General features: G+C 34.2%; 16 protein-coding genes. 3 read left to right on the forward strand and 13 right to left on the reverse strand.

From position 1 onward, the window contains the following. Nucleotides 1–170 precede the first annotated feature (170 nt). Complete coding sequence (locus PY093_RS20285; protein ID WP_275647547.1) at nucleotides 171–1,484, forward strand: IS1380 family transposase; 1,314 nt, start codon at nucleotides 171–173, stop codon at nucleotides 1,482–1,484. Nucleotides 1,485–1,603: 119 nt separating this feature from the next. Here the strand turns inward: PY093_RS20285 and PY093_RS20290 are convergent, their stop codons facing one another. From PY093_RS20290 to PY093_RS20310, 5 genes are all read right to left on the reverse strand, one after another. Further along, entirely contained in the window at nucleotides 1,604–1,978 is a 375-nt protein-coding gene (locus tag PY093_RS20290) for a hypothetical protein (protein WP_275647593.1), read from the reverse strand. A gap of 84 nt (nucleotides 1,979–2,062) precedes the next feature. Beyond that, on the reverse strand, nucleotides 2,063–3,889 hold the full coding sequence (locus tag PY093_RS20295) for a site-specific DNA-methyltransferase (protein WP_275647594.1): 1,827 nt from the start codon (nucleotides 3,887–3,889) through the stop codon (nucleotides 2,063–2,065). A 15-nt stretch (nucleotides 3,890–3,904) separates the two neighbouring features. After that, a complete protein-coding gene (locus PY093_RS20300) occupies nucleotides 3,905–4,678 on the reverse strand; it encodes a DUF4391 domain-containing protein (protein ID WP_275647595.1) in 774 nt (257 codons plus the stop codon). Between the two features lie 11 nt (nucleotides 4,679–4,689). Next, nucleotides 4,690–7,929, reverse strand: coding sequence for a helicase-related protein (locus PY093_RS20305; RefSeq protein WP_275647603.1), 3,240 nt, complete (start codon nucleotides 7,927–7,929; stop codon nucleotides 4,690–4,692). Nucleotides 7,930–8,435: 506 nt separating this feature from the next. Continuing rightward, on the reverse strand, nucleotides 8,436–8,624 hold the full coding sequence (locus PY093_RS20310) for a hypothetical protein (RefSeq protein WP_275647596.1): 189 nt from the start codon (nucleotides 8,622–8,624) through the stop codon (nucleotides 8,436–8,438). Between the two features lie 267 nt (nucleotides 8,625–8,891). On the opposite strand from PY093_RS20310, the gene PY093_RS20315 reads away from it, so the two are divergent. Beyond that, complete coding sequence (locus tag PY093_RS20315; RefSeq protein ID WP_275647604.1) at nucleotides 8,892–10,379, forward strand: transposase; 1,488 nt, start codon at nucleotides 8,892–8,894, stop codon at nucleotides 10,377–10,379. 487 nt (nucleotides 10,380–10,866) lie between these two features. Here PY093_RS20315 and PY093_RS20320 read toward each other — a convergent pair whose 3' ends face one another. From PY093_RS20320 to PY093_RS20340, 5 genes are all read right to left on the reverse strand, one after another. Beyond that, complete coding sequence (locus PY093_RS20320; protein ID WP_275647597.1) at nucleotides 10,867–12,048, reverse strand: recombinase family protein; 1,182 nt, start codon at nucleotides 12,046–12,048, stop codon at nucleotides 10,867–10,869. A gap of 66 nt (nucleotides 12,049–12,114) precedes the next feature. Further along, nucleotides 12,115–12,504 (reverse strand): recombinase family protein, encoded by a 390-nt coding sequence (locus PY093_RS20325; RefSeq protein ID WP_275647598.1) that lies wholly within the window; start codon nucleotides 12,502–12,504, stop codon nucleotides 12,115–12,117. After that, the gene (locus PY093_RS20330; protein ID WP_275647599.1) at nucleotides 12,497–13,954 is read right to left on the reverse strand and encodes a recombinase family protein; all 1,458 of its coding nucleotides are present in this window, start codon (nucleotides 13,952–13,954) and stop codon (nucleotides 12,497–12,499) included. Before PY093_RS20330 ends, PY093_RS20325 begins: the two co-directional genes overlap by 8 nt. Continuing rightward, a complete protein-coding gene (locus tag PY093_RS20335) occupies nucleotides 13,955–14,149 on the reverse strand; it encodes a hypothetical protein (protein ID WP_275647600.1) in 195 nt (64 codons plus the stop codon). 154 nt (nucleotides 14,150–14,303) lie between these two features. Further along, complete coding sequence (locus PY093_RS20340) at nucleotides 14,304–14,492, reverse strand: hypothetical protein (protein WP_275647601.1); 189 nt, start codon at nucleotides 14,490–14,492, stop codon at nucleotides 14,304–14,306. A gap of 766 nt (nucleotides 14,493–15,258) precedes the next feature. Here PY093_RS20340 and PY093_RS20345 point away from each other — a divergent pair. Continuing rightward, the gene (locus PY093_RS20345) at nucleotides 15,259–16,251 is read left to right on the forward strand and encodes an N-acetylglucosaminidase (RefSeq protein WP_275647602.1); all 993 of its coding nucleotides are present in this window, start codon (nucleotides 15,259–15,261) and stop codon (nucleotides 16,249–16,251) included. Nucleotides 16,252–16,346: 95 nt separating this feature from the next. On the opposite strand, the gene PY093_RS20350 is transcribed toward PY093_RS20345, so the two are convergent. From PY093_RS20350 to PY093_RS20360, 3 genes are all read right to left on the reverse strand, one after another. After that, nucleotides 16,347–17,141 (reverse strand): ExeA family protein, encoded by a 795-nt coding sequence (locus tag PY093_RS20350; RefSeq protein ID WP_275647033.1) that lies wholly within the window; start codon nucleotides 17,139–17,141, stop codon nucleotides 16,347–16,349. Further along, nucleotides 17,138–18,523, reverse strand: coding sequence for a DDE-type integrase/transposase/recombinase (locus tag PY093_RS20355; protein ID WP_275647034.1), 1,386 nt, complete (start codon nucleotides 18,521–18,523; stop codon nucleotides 17,138–17,140). The genes PY093_RS20350 and PY093_RS20355 overlap by 4 nt, the downstream gene beginning before the upstream one ends. Nucleotides 18,524–18,667: 144 nt before the next feature. After that, entirely contained in the window at nucleotides 18,668–19,261 is a 594-nt protein-coding gene (locus PY093_RS20360; protein WP_345774247.1) for a DUF6431 domain-containing protein, read from the reverse strand. Between the last annotated feature and the right edge of the window lie 196 nt (nucleotides 19,262–19,457).

Consider the following 19,457-nt stretch of genomic DNA (forward strand, 5'->3'; position numbering starts at 1 on the left):
ACCTGAATTATTCACTGCTTTAACCTCAATCAACTCAAAGTGCAATAGTGACAAGCGATTTGGAGAATAATGATTGTCACCCAAAAGGTGAACATCTTTTAACGTGAAAAGGAGCCCCTTTTTTGGTATTGTCATAGTAACGAACCAAAACATACCAAGGGGGCTCCTCTATGACTAGTTTAAACGAACAATCTATGGATTTCAATGGAAGTATTAAGGTCAATTTTAATGGTGGTAACCTTACTAATGATTCTGGGCTTTTACTTTATAAAGAATTTGCTGAAAAAATCGGACTTAGTCAACTGATTCAATCAATGGTGATTTTGAAAGATCCAGTTAATCACGATGTTCATACAAACGATAGTGTTATCATGCAAAAGATTTATCAACATATTGCAGGATACCATGCGGATGATCATGCCGATAGTCTTCGTTATGATCCAGCTTTGACGACCATTTTAGAGAAAGATTACTTGGCTTCTCAACCTACAATGTCCAGAGTAAATCAGCTTTTCGACGTAGAGGCAATGAAGCAACTTCAACATGTAAACGACACTTTGACTGAACGATTTCATAAGTTGGCGTCTCCCGAAGACATTATTCTTGACCTCGACTCCACAAACGCTGCAACTTATGGCAATCAGCATGGCTCTAAATACAATTCACACTACGGTGAAAATGGCTACCATCCTATGCTTATGTTTGATGGATTAACAGGTGACTGCCTTAAGGGTGAACTTCGAGCTGGGTCAGTCTATACTTCCAGACAAGTGGTTCGCTTTGTTGGTCCGACTCTTAAACGCTACAAGACTCTTTATCCCTGGATAAGTCCTGTTATTCGTGGAGATAGCGGTTTCGCTGTACCTGAACTATTTGAATTAGCAGAAACAAAGGAAGCTCTTTATGTGATACGGTTGAAGGCGAATAAGCGTCTCTATGCTAAGGCTGAAGAGATATTAGCCCAAATTCCAGACGATATAATAGAGAAGACATCTGTTTTCTATCGTGAATTTACATATCAAGCAAACAGTTGGACCCAACCCCGACGGGTTGTCGTGAAGATAGAAAGACCGAAGGATGAGCTTCTTTTCCAATTCACCTTTATTGTGACAAACATGAATTTGTCCCCTAAAAACATCACGAAGCTTTATTTCAATCGGGGAACAATGGAAAACTTCATTAAAGAAGGGAAACTAGGATTCGCCTTTGGGAAGATGACAAGTACTGAATTTGAGCGAAATGCATGTAAATTACAAATCGCCATCCTGGCTTATAACCTTCACAATGGCTTTAAAAGATTATGTTTACCAGAAACCAAGAACACAAAACTAATTGATACCGTTCGCTTGCAGCTTATCAAGATTGCAGGAAAATTTGTACGATCAGGTCGTTATCTCACATTTAAGCTATCAAGTCATTGCTTGTATAAGAAAGAGTTCATGGAAACTTTAAGCAGGATCCAGATGCTTCCACGGTTTGGATGATAAAAATAGGAATAAACTGTAAATTCAAAATTGATTTTACATTCCACAGGATAAGTCTGCCCTTTTTGGAATAATTAGGTAAATTATGGATTTTTAAATTTTGTTTTCTCCCATCACCCTTAAAAAACAAAATAATTTATCCATTTAAATGGAAAAATTTCGAAATATTTTCTCGTTGAATCCAAAAAACATCTAAAATCACCTTTTGTGAATAATTCAGGATAAATATTCTCCGTTGTGTCCCAATTTTTACTTGATTCTTTATCTGGTCTTAGAGTACCAGTTGAGGGCGTTTGTGCAATCTTTAGTGCTTTCGTTTTTCCATGCCAAATAAATTCATATTTTTCTTTATTTTCATCGATTTCTTCCCCTAGAATATTCTTTAACTTAACATAATCAATTTTGCCTTCCGTAACAATTTCTGGGAATAATCTTTTTAATGTTCCTATATTCTTTTCAACTAAATCTAATGATTTTCCATCAAGCTTCTCCATTAAAATTCTCTCTCCTAATATCTAATTCATTTTTGTTATTAGAGGGATTACACTATATATTTAATTATTTTCACCTTAAATATCTTAAACTGCTCTTATATCATTGATTCCGTTCTTCTTCAAAGTTTGAATGACATTTGTTTTCACAGTATCGTTTATGAAACCTGACTCTTTAAAAATAACCTTGATATCGAAATCTTCAGGTTTAAGCTTGATCATTTCATTTACAATCTTCAAATCAATTTCATTTTCTAGACATATAAGGGCAGCACCAAAAGCAATACTATAGATTAATCTACCATTAAAATAAAATTCTTCTATCTGTGTAGTTAGTGGTATTCCAAGCTTTAGCAAAATCTCAAATAAAAGATCTTCATTTGTACGATCTTCTTTGATGTTTTCAAGTTGCTCTAACATCCCTTCTTCAAGATTCTCTATGTTAGGATCCCAAGGTTTCACATTAGAAGAATCCAGTTTAAATACTTTATATCCGCTATCTAAATCTTTTTTTCCTGTTTCTTGAATAATTAAGTCTCCAGCACGGTTGATACGATCTTTACCAATTTCACAAATATCTTTGTATCCAGCCTTATAGGCATTTGAAGTTTCTTTTGTAGGTTCATCTAATTGAATCATGATAAATTTTCTTTTTTTACCGTCTTCTGAATTCAACTTCATTACAGCATGAGCTGTTGTGCCTGAACCCGAGAAAAAATCTAATACAATATCATTATCATTCTCGCTACTAATGTGTAAACATCTTTTTATCAGCTCAACCGGTTTTGGAAAATCAAAGTATTTTTTATCTTCGAAAAGTCTTTTTAATTCTTGGGAAGCAGACTGTGTATGACCAACTTCCTCATGATACCATAAGCTTATTGGAACTCTTCCTTGTTGTATTTCAGAGAGGAATCTCTTTATTCTCGGTGTGTTACTCCCATCCTTTCCAAACCAAATTCTGTTATCTTTAATCAGTTCCTGCATCCTTTCTTTTGAGGTACTCCAACACCTCCCATTTGTAGGGCTTATCATTTTTCCCGATGGTGTAGTAATAGGGTAATCATAGTCAGCATTATAAGTAGCCACTGTTAAGTTATCAGATTGCCACGGACCTCTTGGATCATCATCTGGGTTTTTGTATCTTGCTCTTTGCTCTTCTGTCATTGGTAATAAAATTCTCATGAACTTCTCTTTATTTTTTGCATAGCAAAGTATAGTTTCATGATTCAACGAAAAATATTTAGCATCATTTTGTGGTGAAAACTTCTTCTCCCAAATGATTTCTTCTATAAAGTTAGCCTCACCAAAAATTTCATCAGCTATTTTTCTTAAATTATGAACTTCATTTACATCAATACTTATAAATATTGTTCCATCTTCTTTAAGTAGTGTTCTAGCTAATTTTAACCTTGGATATAACATATTCAACCAATCTGTATGGAAACGACCACTCGTCTCTGAATTCACCTTATTAAATTGTTCAGTTATTTCCTTATAATTCTTAATGTTATCTTTAAAATCATCCTTATATACGAAGTCCTGACCAGTATTATATGGAGGATCGATATATATTACCTTTATCTTACCAAAATAAGATTTTTGAAGAAGTTTTAATACTTCAAGGTTATCTCCTTCTATATAAAGATTTTCACTCGCATCCCAGTTTTTACTTGATTGTTTATCAGGTCTTAATGTTCCCGTAGATTGAGTTTGAGCCATTTTCAGTGCTTGTGTTTTTCCATGCCATGTAAATTCATATTTTTCTTTATATGTTTCAATATCTCCACCTAAAATTAGCTTTAACTTATTAAAATCAACCTTGCCTTCTGTTATAACCTCTGGAAAGAGTTGTTTCAGTGACTCAATTTTTGTGTTAATTAAATCTAGCGAATTCCCATCTAGCTTTTCCATTAATCCAGCTCCTTGTTAATTTAATTCTTCTTTCAAATCTGCAATTTGCCTATTTATTTCTTGTACCTTGACATTAAGCTCTACTTTTTTATTAAATTGTGATTCTTTCTTTATAGACATTTTAATCTTTTTTAATTCAGCTTCTAATTCCTTGATTTTTTGAATGATCTGTTGCTGCTGTTCGTGTTTCTTTACATCTCTTTCTTCGTGATAATAACCTAGCGTTTCAGAGTTTTCAAAAGCTTCCACAGCAAGGTCAAGGTCTTTGTAGAAAGCATAAAAATTATTAAAATCAAGATTCGAAATATTAACTGAGCCTATAAAATCCTTCTCTACTTTTTTATGGTCTTCCAAGGTAAGCCAAGCTGTTCGGTGAATATTATTAAGAACAACACTAGATTTATCCACTTTATTTAATCTCTTCATACAAGTACTAATAATTATTTTATCATTCAATTGAAAGACAATAATAATTGGATTTGGTAATGCACCATGAATTACTTCTTCGACTATGTTTACGTGCTTTTCTGTTGACTCTTCTCTAAGAAAAACAGTAATAAACATAACACCCTCATAATGAAATTCATCGGTTATATAAGGTTGTATATTAATAGTGGTAGGTGTTAATAGGTACGTTAACTCAATCCGTTCAATATGTTTGGTAATAACATCTTTTTCTTTTTTATTAAGATCGGCATACTCATAAAACATCTTTTTATCTAATTTCTTTTGGAGCGCTTGTAGTTTAGAGTCTAATCCAATCATTTCATAAAAACGGGAAGCGACCATATCCACCATCCTTAATCTACTATTAGGTATGAGATAATTTCAAAGTCTTGTAAGCTCGTATTCATGCTTGTTACAAGACTGTCTAGATTTCCTAGACTAAATATATTAAATGTAGATTGTTCATCAATCTTTCCAACAATCTCATTTGCTGCTCTTTCAAGCAACTCTTTATATGAAGTCATATCTTTACCATTTCTTGTTTCTTCATTGAATGCTTTATATAAATTACTTTCTACCTCTTGTTGGCCATGACATAAAGAACGGTACAAATCTAGTATCTTTTTGACGTGAACATGATTATAAAGAACTTCCCCGTTTCGATTCATGAAGACAAGATAGTAAGGATGAAGTGCATTTTTTTCATTAGAAGATGTAAAATTGTTAATCTGCTTTAAACAAAAAATAACACCTTTCTGAATTTCATCTTTCAACTTTTCGTTCCTATTTGTTGTTATGCTAAATAATCCAAGTGGAGTGTTCTTTACAAAATCTTTATTTTTTTTCATAAAGTTTAATAAGTCCATCCTAAAGTCATCCATCGTAAAATCAGTTAATGAGATGTTTCCTGATATATCTTCGAGATCTATGACCTCGGTTTGAAGCTTTTCTAACTGTTTTCGACGATATTCAAGATCTTTCATGTCATTGCTGTTCTCTGCAATTACATTCTCTTCTCCTGTTGAGGAGATATCTAGGATCGTCATTCTGTCCTTAACTCTACCAACCAAGTTAATGTATTCGTCGAGTTCAATGGAAGGCCAATAATTTACAAGTTGAATCTTATCGTTTTTGCTACCTAATCTATCAATTCGTCCAAAACGTTGAATAATTCGAACCGGATTCCAATGTATATCATAATTAATCAAGTAGTCACAATCTTGCAAGTTTTGACCTTCTGAAATACAGTCGGTTGCGATTAAAACATCAATTTCACCATGAATGTCTGGCATTACCTTATTTCTTTCTTTTGAAATAGGAGAAAAATTGGTTAAGACATTATTAAAATCAGCTTTTTTCAACTTAAAGGTTGTCTTTGGATTGTCTGAGCCTGTTACCACTGCAGTATGAGTATCAAAATACTCTAGTATCCATGTGTGTAGATTGTCATATAAGTATTTAGCAGTATCAGCGTAGGCTGTAAAAATTAGTATCTTTTTATTGTCTTCATTTATAGGATTCTCAATTTTGGTCTTAATCTCTTCTTTTAATGTTAAAAGTTTTTTATCTCGATTTGGAGAAACCTTTTTTGCGTAAATTAATAGGTTAGAAAGGATTTCTTTATCGTATAGTAAATCTTGTTTCCATCGAACAAGGTCTACATCTTTAAGTAATATTTTTACTTTCGAGCCAATCAGGGCATCTTCCAATTCTGGGTCTTCCAAATCTATATCCATAATGTCATTTATTTCATCTGAAGAAGGTGAATAGCTATCTATCTTATCGATAAAGGAATTAATATTATAAATGATACTTTCTAATGTTAATGAAAACGAATGAATTGAGCTTTCTAATCGCTTTAATAAGTTAGATTTCATTAGGTGAATTAAATTATTTTCACGGTCTGTCTGTCGAAAGATTTGTCCATTTGCAACTTTAGTATCATATTTTTCGCTGTATAAATCTCTCAAATGAAGCAGTATGTACTGCATAGGAGAGTATACTGCCAAGCGGAGTCTTAATATATCATTATTAATCTTCTCAAGAGCAGGAAATTCATCTTTATTATCAATAGATACCTTCTTATTATTTGGTTCTAATCTAGTTGGAAACTTTCCAATGTCTTTCATATTATAGTATTTCTCTATATGCCGTCTTGACCTAGCTATAGTTAATGAGTCTAATAGTGTGAAATAATCCCAACTTAGCATATCTAATAAACGATCAGTAGTACGTTCTTTTTCTACTAGATTACTCCATTTATTGAATTGTGATTGTGCAATCCGAATAGTGTGAGAAATACTTTTAATATTTGCTGAAGAAGAAAGCGCTGCGTCTTCACCTTCTGTAATAAAAGCAATTTGATTTTTTAAATCATCTAACTTATTGTTGACAGGTGTGGCAGACAACATTAATACTTTCGTTTTGACTCCAGAACGAATTATATCTGACATTAATCTAGAGTATCGTGTGACACGATCATTCCTAGCCTCATTGTTTCTAAAATTATGAGATTCATCAATAATTATTAAGTCATAGTTCCCCCAATTTACGTGCTCTAGATTAATATCACCGCTATAACCGGATTGTCTAGATAAATCGGTATGGTTCAATAAATCATAAGAGAATCTATCTTCAGATAAAATATTTCGTTTATCATTTAAACGATATATTGACCAGTTTTCTCTAAGTTTTTTGGGTGCTAATACCAGAACACGATGATTTCTCAATTCATAGTATTTAATTACCGCTAAAGCTTCAAATGTCTTTCCTAATCCAACACTATCGGCAATGATACAGCCACCATGAGTTTCAATTTTATTAATGGCCCCTACGACTCCATCTTTTTGAAAGTCATATAACTTGTTCCAAATGATTGTGTTTTCAAATCCGGTTTTAGATTGTAAGGCATCAAAGTCTTTTGCACCTTCTAAAAAATCTTTAAACAGATTATAAAGTGTAACAAAATAAATGAACTCAGGTGAATTTTCTTTATGAAGTAATTCAATTCTTTTAATTATCATTTCCCTTACATCTTGCAAAGCTTCTTGATTGTTCCATATAGCATTAAAGTTTTTTAGTAACTGAGCATTTGATTCAGAATCATCTATAATATTATTAATGTATATACTCGATGAATTACTATATCCAAGCCCTGCACTAGAGAATGGTGCTCCACCAACTAATCCAATTTGGCTCCCATCTTTATTAGACACATGATATAAACCACCCTGAATTTTTTGCTTTGTGACAGACTTAAACTTAGCATTACTTTTAAGCCATTTACCCAATTCAGAAGCAATAAATCCCTGAGTTAACTCGATTCTATACTTATGTTCTTCTTCTACTCCAAACAAAAGTGACTCATTTTTTTCAATCTGTTCTCTGTTAAAGTCTTTATCTTCTATAAATGTGGGTTCAGTAAAAATAAATCTAAGTTCTTCCACTTTTGAAAGCTCTTTTTTTAATTCAACGAAAGCATATAAGGTAAAGTGAGCAGCTGCTACTGATATCTTACTACCCTTATTAATGTGTTCTTTTAATACATCCCCTACCAAGCCGGTCTGTTTGTTGTCAATGATTCCCTTTTTCATAGCCATTCACATTCCTCCAACTCCGAAGCTTAAATTCATTCTGTTATATGTCAAAATACTTTTACTAATGATGTTTTATATATAATATAATTATATCATTTTCCAGTTTTTTTCTAAATGACTTATCCAATATGGAAATAAGACACTAGAATTGTAATCAAGTATTATTTGATATTTCTCCATTACCTCACAAATATCTTTATATACTTTTCAAATTGATTTATTTAGACTGAGCAGATTTAGGTTGTATTATCATTTAATAATTAACATGCTATCAACAATTGCATACTTTGCTCATTAATAGGATAAACACTCCATATTCAGGAAAATTCCTTTAAATCCATGTATAAACCTACGGTAATCTGTCTACAATGCTTTAAAAATACGGTCAAACAAATAGTGAGTTATAAAAAGCACAACTGCAAATCTAAAGAAAACACTTTCTCCAAATAATTGCTAGCCGTGCTTCTACTTAGTTCATCATGGGAATTTAAATACTCTGTTTATTACATTAAGTGAGCGAATATAACACTACCTTTATTCTGTACTATTTCAAGAAATTCTTCAGCATCTTCTAGTGTTTTGAACTCTTTTTTAATTAATGCTCCATCAGCTAGCCCTATTTCACTCCCCACTTTATAGCTAACAATATACTTCTTGATAGTTCCCACAATTTCTACTACTAATTTAGCCATCTGTCATTCCTCCATATATTACAATAGTCTCTCGGCATTCGCCGAGTCCTTGCAGTTCAAGAGTTTACTTGAACCTTTTATATTGAATCCCTCCTATTTTAGGTGGGGTTTTTCTCTGAGTTGATTTTTAAACTGGAAAACAACTGTCGGAATATTGTCATAAAATATTGTAATTACCCCTTGACTTTTAAAAAACACCCTAATAATCGCTGGTGTAGGGACCTTTTTCCCTAACTACTTGTGATAGAGGTGTTGAATTTGAAACCAGTGTTTATTCCCCATCAAATGTACCAAGATTTTGTGATTGCTCAATTAATTGAGCATTACTCTAATGGGATTCTTCTTCTTGTAAAAAATGATTGGCCTGTAATCAAAAAATTTTGGATCGCAGATCTTTCTGTTACAGCTAGTTGGCTTTATGAGACCTATTCTAGCTCTAATAAAGGTACTCAACCGCAGGATCCAACTTCTATGATGCGTTCTTATCTTTTATCGCTTCTTATCCAGCCAACTGAAGGCATAACACATTGGGTGGATCAACTTCGCCGTGTTCCTTTATATGCTATCCTTAGTGGATTTAAGCCCGGCGATACTCCTGGCGTCGGTACCTTCTATGATTTCTTTGATCGGATTTGGGCCTCTGACGAGGCAAATACGAAAAATAAGATCCAACCAAAACGCAAGAAAAAGAAAAAGAAAAAACAAGGGAAAAAAGGAGAAAAGGAAACGCCCAAAAATCCTGGTATTGTAGCAAAACTTGTGAATCGCTATTTCCTGTATGATTCAAAGCAGAAATTCCTGCCGCAGGATCCATTATTTAGTTTTTTTCAATCGCAATTTCTTGAAGTATCTGCAAAATATGGCTTACTCGGAAATACGAACGCACTCAGTGTAGCCGGTGACGGCACACCAGTAGAGACGGCTAGATATCCAAGAAGTAAGCGAACGTGTGATTGTCGTGCCCAAGGGCTAGGGGAATGTAATCATCCCCGTGAGTATTCTCAGCCTGACTGCAACTCAGGATGGGATAGCTCACGAGAGCGTTACTTCAATGGGTATCACTTGTATATGTTATCAGCTAGTGACAGCCCATATGATTTACCTTTGTATCCAAGACTTCAACCCGCATCTCGACATGACTCTATCAGCTTGGTTGCCAGCTCGATTGAATTTTCCCAACGGTTCACCTTGGGCACGATTGACAAAATGCTCCTTGATGCAGCTCATGATGCAGAAGCTATTTATAAGCTTTTAGACCATCACGACATCGAGCCCTTTATCGACTTAAACGCTCGAACAAAAAAGAATTTCAGTACGGAAAGTGAAATTCAAATCTCTTCTAATGGAACGCCAATCTGTCCTATTGGTCTTGAGATGAAACCGAATGGGTTTGACAAATCCCAAAATCGTCAAAAGTGGCGGTGTCCACTTGCTTGCGGAACGAAAAATTCGTGTGAAAAGAAATGTTCCCAAGCAAAGTATGGTCGGACATTCCATACCTTTAAAAAGGACAATCTACGGCTGTTTACAAAAACACCTAGAGTGTCAGAAAAGTGGAAGATTACTTACAAACGACGCACATCTGTTGAAAGATCCAATAAACGTGAAAAAGTGGATTATCACTTAGAATCTGGTAGACATCGGTCCACAAAAATGTGGTATATCCGAATATACGGTATCATGATGTGCCAACACATGGATGCTTGGTATAGCCATCGAAAAGAAACGCTAAATCTAGAAAAGTTGTTTAACTGAGACGCAGCCTAATCTACCTTTTTCCATTTTTAGGAAAAATTGAATAGCCAAGGTTTTATTTGTCATGCCCATTTTTGAAAATGGTATGAAAAATAACCTTATCGTAAATAAAAAGATGAATTCCTAGTTAATTTCTTACAATTCAACAATGAACTCCTGATTTATCCCGAGAGTCTATTACACAGTTTTTTGTATTAGCTCGAAAACATATTAAGTCCATTGGATAAGATAACCATAAAGCCATCTGTATAAGAACTTTTTATCTGTATGTTTAAAGTTGCGGTGATTTGTCTACAATGTTTAATAAGCCTGCGGGCATTTGGACATCTTTTCATCATAAGACTTCCAAACCACCGCATTTTATTTCTAAAAAAGCCTTGATAGCAAGGCTTTCTCAGATTCAGTTAATAAAAGTACAAGTACTCTTTATGGTTAGTGCGGTGATTCGTCTACAGTACCTTCACTTTATGCGGTTATTCAACTACAGTTAGTTTGCTGTTAATTGAACCCAACTTTCAAGTGATAAAAATGGTGTCTTACTAAAATCAATTGCTGTCTTTTTTGTCTTGAAGTCATATTTAACTTCTTTTATAAAGTTTAATGTAAAGCATCGTAATTCAGTCTCGCTTAAAACGTCCTGTTTAAATTCAAAGAAATCGTTGAACAATGTATCAAGATTTTCATCTTCTAGCAAGCTATCTATTTGCTGGATTAAATGAAGAATTTTTTCTTTAATAGCCTGTAATTCAGTGAGCATAAGTTTTGCTTCTTCCTTAAACTCCTGTTCATGACCGATTAATTCATAATCAAGTGTCCTTTCCAAGAAGATGACATATTCTTTATCCTTGTCAACTTCCACTGATTGTTTTTTGAAATTTTCTTTCCACTTAACTAATAGTTTTTTTGAGCCTTCAAACATTTGCTTTTGATTGATACTCAAATAACCAAAAAGTTGTTGGAAAACAATCTCTTGAATAGTTTCACTTAAAATGGATTCTTTACATAAGTTGCATCGATACACACGTCTAGGTGTAACACTATATCCTGATGTAGTATTTTTGGCTTCAAGCACACAGTCACACTGAACACATTTTAATAGATCCTTAAGTAAGAAAGGTGTCTCCATCTTTTGACCATACTTAGACTTAAAGTTCCTAGTTTGATCTACTAGTACTCCAAGGTAATGCGGTACAATACCAGTATGTGTATCAGGGAATAACTCAAACTGACCAATAGGCTTTCTTTTACTATTATTTCTGCTTTCTCTTACATTCCAACTTGTATGTCCTAGATAGAAGTGATTATGCAGAATCTTATCAATTGTTCCCTGGGTCCAATCAGTACCTTTTGGAGATTTCACCTTACATTTATTAAGAAATTTTGCAATTACATTATTTGAGTAACCCCAGCTTGATAGATAATAAATCAGAAAAACTACATAGGCTTGGCCATTTGAAACATCAATCTTCGGCTTACTTTCAGTCCCTTTAATGTAACCATACGGAAGGTGAGAAGCTGGTCTTTGTTCTAATTTTAGAATCGTGCTCTGATAAGCAAATGTTTTATTTCTAAGTTCTTCAGATTTATAACTGTTTATTAAAGATCGGATCTGTGTTAATACATCATCTGGATTCCAAACTCCTGAATAATCACTGCAATAAAACTTCAAGTATGGTCTTAACATTATTAATGGTTTATAGACTTGTAGAACAAAATCTGAAGTTTGGCGGCTGATTCAAGAGTCATCATAAAAGAAAATTGCACCTTGGAATTCATCTAATAATGCTGTCTGGTATAGGACTTGCATCCAAGGACGGTCAATGGCGCGATTGTGAGTAGCAGAAACTGCTTCATCGACGCACCATAATAAGATGTAGTACCCCTCTTCTTTAGCCCGTTGTAAAATTTCTTGCTTCTGAATATCAACACTGTATTTATCTTTCTGCTTCAAACTAGAATACCTTATGTAACCGATAGCTGGTTTTAATAAGGTTTCAATCTCTGAAACAAGATAAAACTCTAATTTGTGCTTTAAGTTATGAATAGTATGATTGATAATCTCTTTAATTTTTGTAGACAAGATCGATTGCTTAACATCTACTATTTCACCTCTACCTTTACACATGAAGTTCCCCCTCTAAAAATTCTGTGAAATAAACCTTAAAATCAATCGAATTACTGCTGATTCTTATATCCTCTAAGAAAAATGAGAGATAAATATAAATTTCATCTGTTTTAATTTTGTAAAATAACTTTTGTTTAATTATCTTCTCAATATCACCAAGTACCTTCTTAGTGTAGTTAAGTTCATCTATCTGCCGTTGAATTAATTCCTGTTCTTGTATTTGTTCATTTCTTCGATTAAATAACTCTACAGGATCTCTCTGAAGACTTTTGTTTCTAGAGAAAAAATTAGTTCTTCTAAGCCTCATCATTTCATTCAACTGGTCTCTTTTTTCTTTTAAACTTCTAATAGCTTTATTTGTTGAAAAAACGGCCAACTTTTTTATCTTTTCCCGTGATAGATTGTTAACAATCATAAGCATCACTTCAACTATTTCTTCATTTAGATCTTGGACAAAAATGCAATTGCTCTTGTGGTTTTTGCAGTAGTAAGAAGCTGTTAAACCACCTATTCTGCCGTTTCTATGTGTCATTTTTTCAAAACATATACCACAGCTTGGATGAAAGAATGCTTCTTGTTCATTCAATCTAATTGCCTTTATAAAATCTGTTTCATAATAGTCCAACACATCTTGAACCTTCTTAAATAGTCCAAGAGATATAATTGGATTTACATAAGTTAATTGAAAATAGTTCCTAGACTTAGAATCATACCCAGCATAAAAAGGAGTTCTTAGCAATTTCCAGCAATCTTCTACGGATTTACGTTTATATTTACTTTTAAACTCTGTTAATAACGTTGATAATCTTTCAAATGTATCCGTATTCGAAACCTCTTGAAAGAATGTTAGAATACTGTAATGATATTTTTCATTTATCAGATATCTTTTGTTAACTTTGTCATTAATATATCCAAACTTCTTATCTGGATAGAGATTTTGAACAGTTTTTATTCGTGACGCAATATTTGTTCCATCTTGTTGACATTGGATACCGTGTACACCTTCTGTTAAATAGTTATAACTAAATGGTGCCGTGTCTCCCAATATTATTACTTTTACCTTATTTTTCAAAATAAGACTTACGATTTCCATGTACTCATAGTAGTTACGTGCCAGCCTGTCACGGGCGAAGACAATCAATACTTTAATCTGCCCCGCCTCTATTGCTTTTAATAGTCTCATCAATTCAAATCGATTTTCCATCCCTACTTGATTAGCCGATAGCACATTTTCATTGAATATTTCAATTTCCTCAGACCAAAAGCAATCCTCTTCCTCAAACCATGAGTGGCCATTTTCTTCAGCCCAGTTTTTAGCCTTTTCTATCTGTAGTTTTATTGATTGTGAACTTCCACTAATACGAAAATAAGCAGCTATGACTCTTTTTACTTCTTCCTTGATTTGGTCATAAACCGTAGGAGTTTGGACATTAAACAAATCTCTTTCCAACTAGTCATCTCCTTTATCAAAATCATTAATAAATTTTGTTATCTGTTCTTGGTTGCTAAACAACAAGTTACCTTTTAGTACAGGATCAATATTGAGCTGATCCAAAACAATTCGTTCCATAATCCTAAATAACCATATCGCCGTATCAGGTGATTGTTCATCAGAAAAAGAAACTGTGACACTTCTATTTTTCATAAATTCATCACTCCTTCCATTTTTACCCATGATGGACAGAAATGATGAATTTCATTCATCTTACTTTTTTAAGGTCTGTTTTACGTGAAATGATTTGTTAATTATCCTTTCAACTTTTATTGATTTAGAAGCACTTCCAGGCAGACCTAATTCTTTATACATCCTGTGCATCTTTATCCTCCTCTTTTTTTAAGCCCCATATATCTTTGCGTTTTATATCTTCTACCTGACCAATAAATCGATCTATTACGGATCGGTGAATCCCATATTCAGTGCAATTAGTTCTGAGCTGATGATGAAAAGTATCTAATCTAAAGTTGTTTTCCTTTCCGTTTAATCCCATGAAATAACCCCCTAAATTTTAATTTTTCGTTGGTCTATAAACATTTTCGTTTTAATTTGATTTATAGACATTTAAAATTTCCTATCTATTCACTCCTCATGACTTCTAACTAAAATAAATATTGAATTTACAATTCGGAAAGAAGAATCATTCTGGATTTAGCCCGTTCAAAAGTTAATAAGATCACTATAATTCTCTGTTTTGTTTAGATTTGAAGTATTTTTTCATTAAATCCCCTCCTTTTCCCAACAAAAAAAGCACTCATCAGAAGACACAGTTATCCCGTGTCATTTCTGTATGAGTGCTTCTCGAATCAGAAATAAATTAAATTAGAAATTTATAGTTTTATAGATTGAAAAGAAGTTTCTTTCCTTGAGTACCAATATAATTTACATTTCTAAAGAAGTCAATGGAAAAGTTATATTTGTTTTATGGCAATTTATTGTTGCCCTAAAATTTATTACAAATAGGTTTTGTTTAAATGCACAGTAAGGTTACGAAACGGAAAAAATTGTTAATTTATACCAAGAATGCGCGTTTGGAAGAAGAATAACTTACCTTATGGCTTTTTCAATTAATGTTATATGGTAATTCGAAGGGCCTCCAGCTGATCTGTAATTAATTTACCCTCCTGGGTTTGACTTTCTATAATTCCCTTTAAAATACTTAGAAATGTCATAAAAATTAAATATCAGTTTACTAGTTTGTTGATCCTCGATTTTTGATATAAAATTAAATTAGTATTTTTATAAAAGGGAGAAATTATATGGGTAAAATGATTGCTTTCATTTTCTCTATTTTACTTTTATTAAGTGGATGTGGTTACGTAGTTAATAACAATACTACAAATGAAAATGAATCTAGTCAAAGTTCAAATTCTAATTCTAGTCAGGAGGATGATGATGAAGAACAGACTAACACATTTAGAGTGGCAATTTCATATCAAGAGGCTCTTGAAATCCAAAGTAGTCTAAAAGATAAACCTCAAATTCACAAAAACAACCAATTCATCAATGCAACAATCGAAGAAATAGATAAGTATATGAACCCGGACAATATTTTAAATGATCCGATACAGAAATATCAATTTCTTAATTTAAATTACTCAGATAGAGTTACCCTGAAAGAAATAAAGAAATATTTAAGTAACATGGGTGCATTATCTGGTCTTGAGGAAACCTTTATGAAAGCTGCTAGAGAGTTCAATATTAACCCTGCGTATCTAGTTGGACATGCCATTCTAGAGACAGATAAAGGGAAAAGCGAATTATCAAAGGGATATGTTTCAAAAACAGGTTTAACACAGGGTAAAAAAGTATATAACGTCTATGGTTATGGTGCAAATGATGGACCTGTAAAGAACGGTATTGATATGGTTTATGAAAATGGAGCTTCATATGCCTTTAATGAGGGGTGGTTTACATTGGAGGATGCAATTTACTATGGAGCGGAGACTATTGCAAAACATCATTTTAAGGGGCAATATGAACAAAATACTTTATATGAAAATAGGTGGAATCCAAATAATCCTGGAAATAATCAGTATGCAACTGATGTAAGGTGTCCGCAGCCACCTTCGATGGCGGTTTTATTGCCAGCGGCAGTGACGGGGCAACTGACTAACGGTCACCCTCAACACCACTGGCATTTACAATGGACAATTTGGTTGTCGAAGATTAAAACGGAAAGTTCCCGATTTTTTCTTTCGACTCTTTTTCAAGAAAACCATTCAAGTGATATAATGCATTTTTCATTTTGATTAACTCATGTATCTCCGTTCTTAATCGTTCAATAGTTGCTTCCATCTCGGCAATGCCATTCTCCAACTGTTCATAATACTGGGGAATCCCTCTACTACAGTTCATTTATCACCCGATGTATATGAGATTCGCCTACAATCTTATTACCTTGAATAAAGGCATCCAATAAGCTTTGACTACAAAGTGTATTGATCTTACGTGGAATCCCTTGACTAAAATTATAAATTGCCTGGATAGCCTCTTCTGAAAAGATTTCATGAGGGGTTTCAACCACTTTTAACTGATGTCGTATATAATCAATCGTCTCTTTTTCTGTTAGACCACTCATTTGGTAGCGCATCTGAATTCGTTGTTCAATTGCTTCAAGTTGCTTTACCCTTAATAGATTTCTTAGACTTGGTTGCCCCACCACAATAAGAGATAAAGGGGACATTGAATCTTCTTTAAAATTGAGAATGAAGCGTAGTTCCTGTAACATTGAGTCAGAAAAGTGATGTGCCTCATCTAGAACAATGACGATACGCTTTCTCTCATTTTCATAAAGATCAAGCATCAAAGATTGGTACTGTCGCTTTACATCCGTTGAACGAAAGGCAGGTTGAATGCCGAAGTTCTGCAGAACTTCTCTGTAAAAAAGTTTTGGATTCAAGGAAGAGTCACATATATATAGATAATGATAATGAATAGGATCTAATTGATGAACTAACGACCGGATTGCCGTTGATTTTCCCATCCCAGCTTCCCCTGTTAAAAGACAAAATTGACGGTTCTGCACGGCATATTCTAATCGTGCAGATGCTTCCCTTTGGCTAGAGGAATTGAATAGATGCTTAGGTGAAATCTCACGTGTGAAAGGAACACCCTTCATTTCGAAAAAGTCTAGCATCATTCATTCCCCCTTGATTGTTTCTCTTTTAATTTGGCAAAACTGGTTGTACCAACTTGTTTTCGTTTTTCTTCTTCCTGGTGCCTCTTCAATTGTTCCAAGAAACTAGAAACACCTACAGGAGAGTGGTCATTTTCCGCATCCTCTGGTAATTTGGAGTGGCTTTGATTACGGAGTTCCGCAGGCTTAGCGTCATCAAAGCGCTCATCATCCTTCCATACTTGAATCATTGATAAATCGAATGGATTATAGCGAATTTGAATTCGTTTTCCACGTAACGAGGAATCTACATCATACTGATTGCCTTCTAATTCGATGATCGCTGTTTTTCGTACAGTTCGTTCCTCTTCCCAAAGGAAAATCTCTTTCAAGCTTTCTGCGGGAAGGTGACGAGTTTGTTCTTCCTTCGCTTCATAGCGTTTCTTAGGCGTTTGTTTTGTACTGCGATGAATACGGTTATCATATGCTTCTAACCAAGACCGTAGGTATTCGTTCAATTGCTTTAATGTCGTGAGTTTTCCTTGATTGATTAACAAATTCGCTTCTCCTGTAAAACTACTATCTACAAATTGGAAATATTTCTCAATTTTTCCTTTTGATTCTGGCGAATATGGCTTTGCGTGCACAAGTTTTGTACCCATTCGTGCACACATAATTTGAAACTGCTTGGCACTATAAACCGAACCGTTATCGCAGAAAAAAAGGTTTGGAACACCAAATCTTACAACAGCTTTTTGAACACAACGTTCTAAACGAGGATATCTTTCTTCCATAAAAAATTCGGCATGCATAATTCTTCTACTATGATCGTCTATAATCGCTATGAGATAGGCCTTTTTTCGCTTATCAGGATTTTTTGGATCGGGTAAATAGAGGGTGTGCTGCGTATCTGCTTGCCAGCAATCATTTGGTGAATCATGTTCAAAATGTCGGAATTCCTTCTTTACCGCACGGTAAATGTCTTTTTTACTCCAGCCCGTTTCTTGGAAATATCGTGATAGAGTGCGAGGTTTTAGAACACCCACTGAAACCATACCCTCTAACTCTAGTATTCGGATAACCTGTTCAACACTTCTACTAGGTAATTCCTTTCGTAACTCAATCGCTCGTTTCAGCACCTCTGGATCTTGATTCTGTAAGCTTCCTCTTTTTTCTCTCAATTGAGGTTTAAGTCCCTCAAACCCATCCTGCTCGTAAGCTTGAAGATACCTCTCTAATGATCGAATACTCACTGTATTCTTTTCACTGCCTGGGACAGTATATCTTTGTTTAGCAACTTCCTTTAAAAGGGCATACCTCTCCCCAGGCTGTAGTTGCCGTTGAACGATTGGTGCAATTAATCCAAATCGAAAGGCAGCTACCTCGTTTCGCGTCGTTTCATTCATCTCTTTTTCTCCTCTCATTCCATAAAATAGGAAACAACCCCATTTTCCTAGATTTTTAGCTTCTAAGATAGGGACATATTTTGTGGAGCAAGAAAAAGGAATTTTTATAAATATTGACCAATTAATCCGACGTTTTACCTGACTTCACCGATAGAAAATGGGCTGGCGGAGATTGATCATGGAAAGAAGCCTTCCTTTACAAGGAATAGCGCCATCATTAAAAAAGAAGGAGAGAAGAAGTTGAATCTCTTGGCTAGAGCTTATTCCTTCTCGATATAAGGGCAGTACCCCTTCTTCACCATCGAACTCAGCTATCCATTTCTTTCGTTGATCAATCCACCAGTTTCCCCATAGTTCTTGAAACCGACGCTTCCAACGATAAAGTGTCTTAAGGGAAACGACTGAAACTGATGAGGTCGTTAAAAGCTCAGCTAATTGACTAATGGGAATGCCGCTAATCAACCATCTTCCTAAAAATTCATAAATATGTATGGCAAACCTTCCCCACGGGATAGCAAAGCAAGGCATCAACGAAAAGGTTTTATTACAATCTGGACACCTTCTACGCATGATAGGAATCCGGAAGGATTGATGCTTAAAATGAATCGTTTTTTTATACTTTCCGTGTTTTCTGGTTTTCCTTCCACAACAGGGGCAAAAAACCTCTTCATTAAAAGTTTTAACAAATCTCTTATATTTATTGATAGCAATGGGGCACTTTAGTATAATAGTCATCATAGTGTGAGGTTATTTGTTCTCTGGGCCGCCAAGCGAAGAGGAACAAATAACCTTTTCCTTTTCTAGTTTAAGAGCCGTCAGCTCTAATGACATTATACAATAGTCATTAGAGCTGACGGCTCTTTCTTTTAATACCATCCGACAAAAATAAAGACCAACTTCCATTAGATAGCGACATTAAGGATGGCTGCGAACA

The sequence above is a fragment of the Cytobacillus sp. S13-E01 genome, assembly GCF_029193815.1.
Classification (GTDB): Bacteria; Bacillota; Bacilli; order Bacillales; family Bacillaceae_L; genus Bacillus_BV.

Excerpts from the sequence above, each read along its gene's own strand:
- PY093_RS20285 (WP_275647547.1), top strand. The coding sequence starts at position 171 with ATGACTAGTTTAAACGAACAATCTATGGATTTCAATGGAAGTATTAAG.
- PY093_RS20290 (WP_275647593.1), bottom strand. The coding sequence starts at position 1,978 with ATGGAGAAGCTTGATGGAAAATCATTAGATTTAGTTGAAAAGAATATA.
- PY093_RS20295 (WP_275647594.1), bottom strand. The coding sequence starts at position 3,889 with ATGGAAAAGCTAGATGGGAATTCGCTAGATTTAATTAACACAAAAATT.
- PY093_RS20300 (WP_275647595.1), bottom strand. The coding sequence starts at position 4,678 with ATGGTCGCTTCCCGTTTTTATGAAATGATTGGATTAGACTCTAAACTA.
- PY093_RS20305 (WP_275647603.1), bottom strand. The coding sequence starts at position 7,929 with ATGAAAAAGGGAATCATTGACAACAAACAGACCGGCTTGGTAGGGGAT.
- PY093_RS20310 (WP_275647596.1), bottom strand. The coding sequence starts at position 8,624 with ATGGCTAAATTAGTAGTAGAAATTGTGGGAACTATCAAGAAGTATATT.
- PY093_RS20325 (WP_275647598.1), bottom strand. The coding sequence starts at position 12,504 with ATGTGTAAAGGTAGAGGTGAAATAGTAGATGTTAAGCAATCGATCTTG.
- PY093_RS20335 (WP_275647600.1), bottom strand. The coding sequence starts at position 14,149 with ATGAAAAATAGAAGTGTCACAGTTTCTTTTTCTGATGAACAATCACCT.
- PY093_RS20340 (WP_275647601.1), bottom strand. The coding sequence starts at position 14,492 with ATGGGATTAAACGGAAAGGAAAACAACTTTAGATTAGATACTTTTCAT.
- PY093_RS20345 (WP_275647602.1), top strand. The coding sequence starts at position 15,259 with ATGGGTAAAATGATTGCTTTCATTTTCTCTATTTTACTTTTATTAAGT.
- PY093_RS20350 (WP_275647033.1), bottom strand. The coding sequence starts at position 17,141 with ATGATGCTAGACTTTTTCGAAATGAAGGGTGTTCCTTTCACACGTGAG.
- PY093_RS20355 (WP_275647034.1), bottom strand. The coding sequence starts at position 18,523 with ATGAATGAAACGACGCGAAACGAGGTAGCTGCCTTTCGATTTGGATTA.
- PY093_RS20360 (WP_345774247.1), bottom strand. The coding sequence starts at position 19,261 with ATGATGACTATTATACTAAAGTGCCCCATTGCTATCAATAAATATAAG.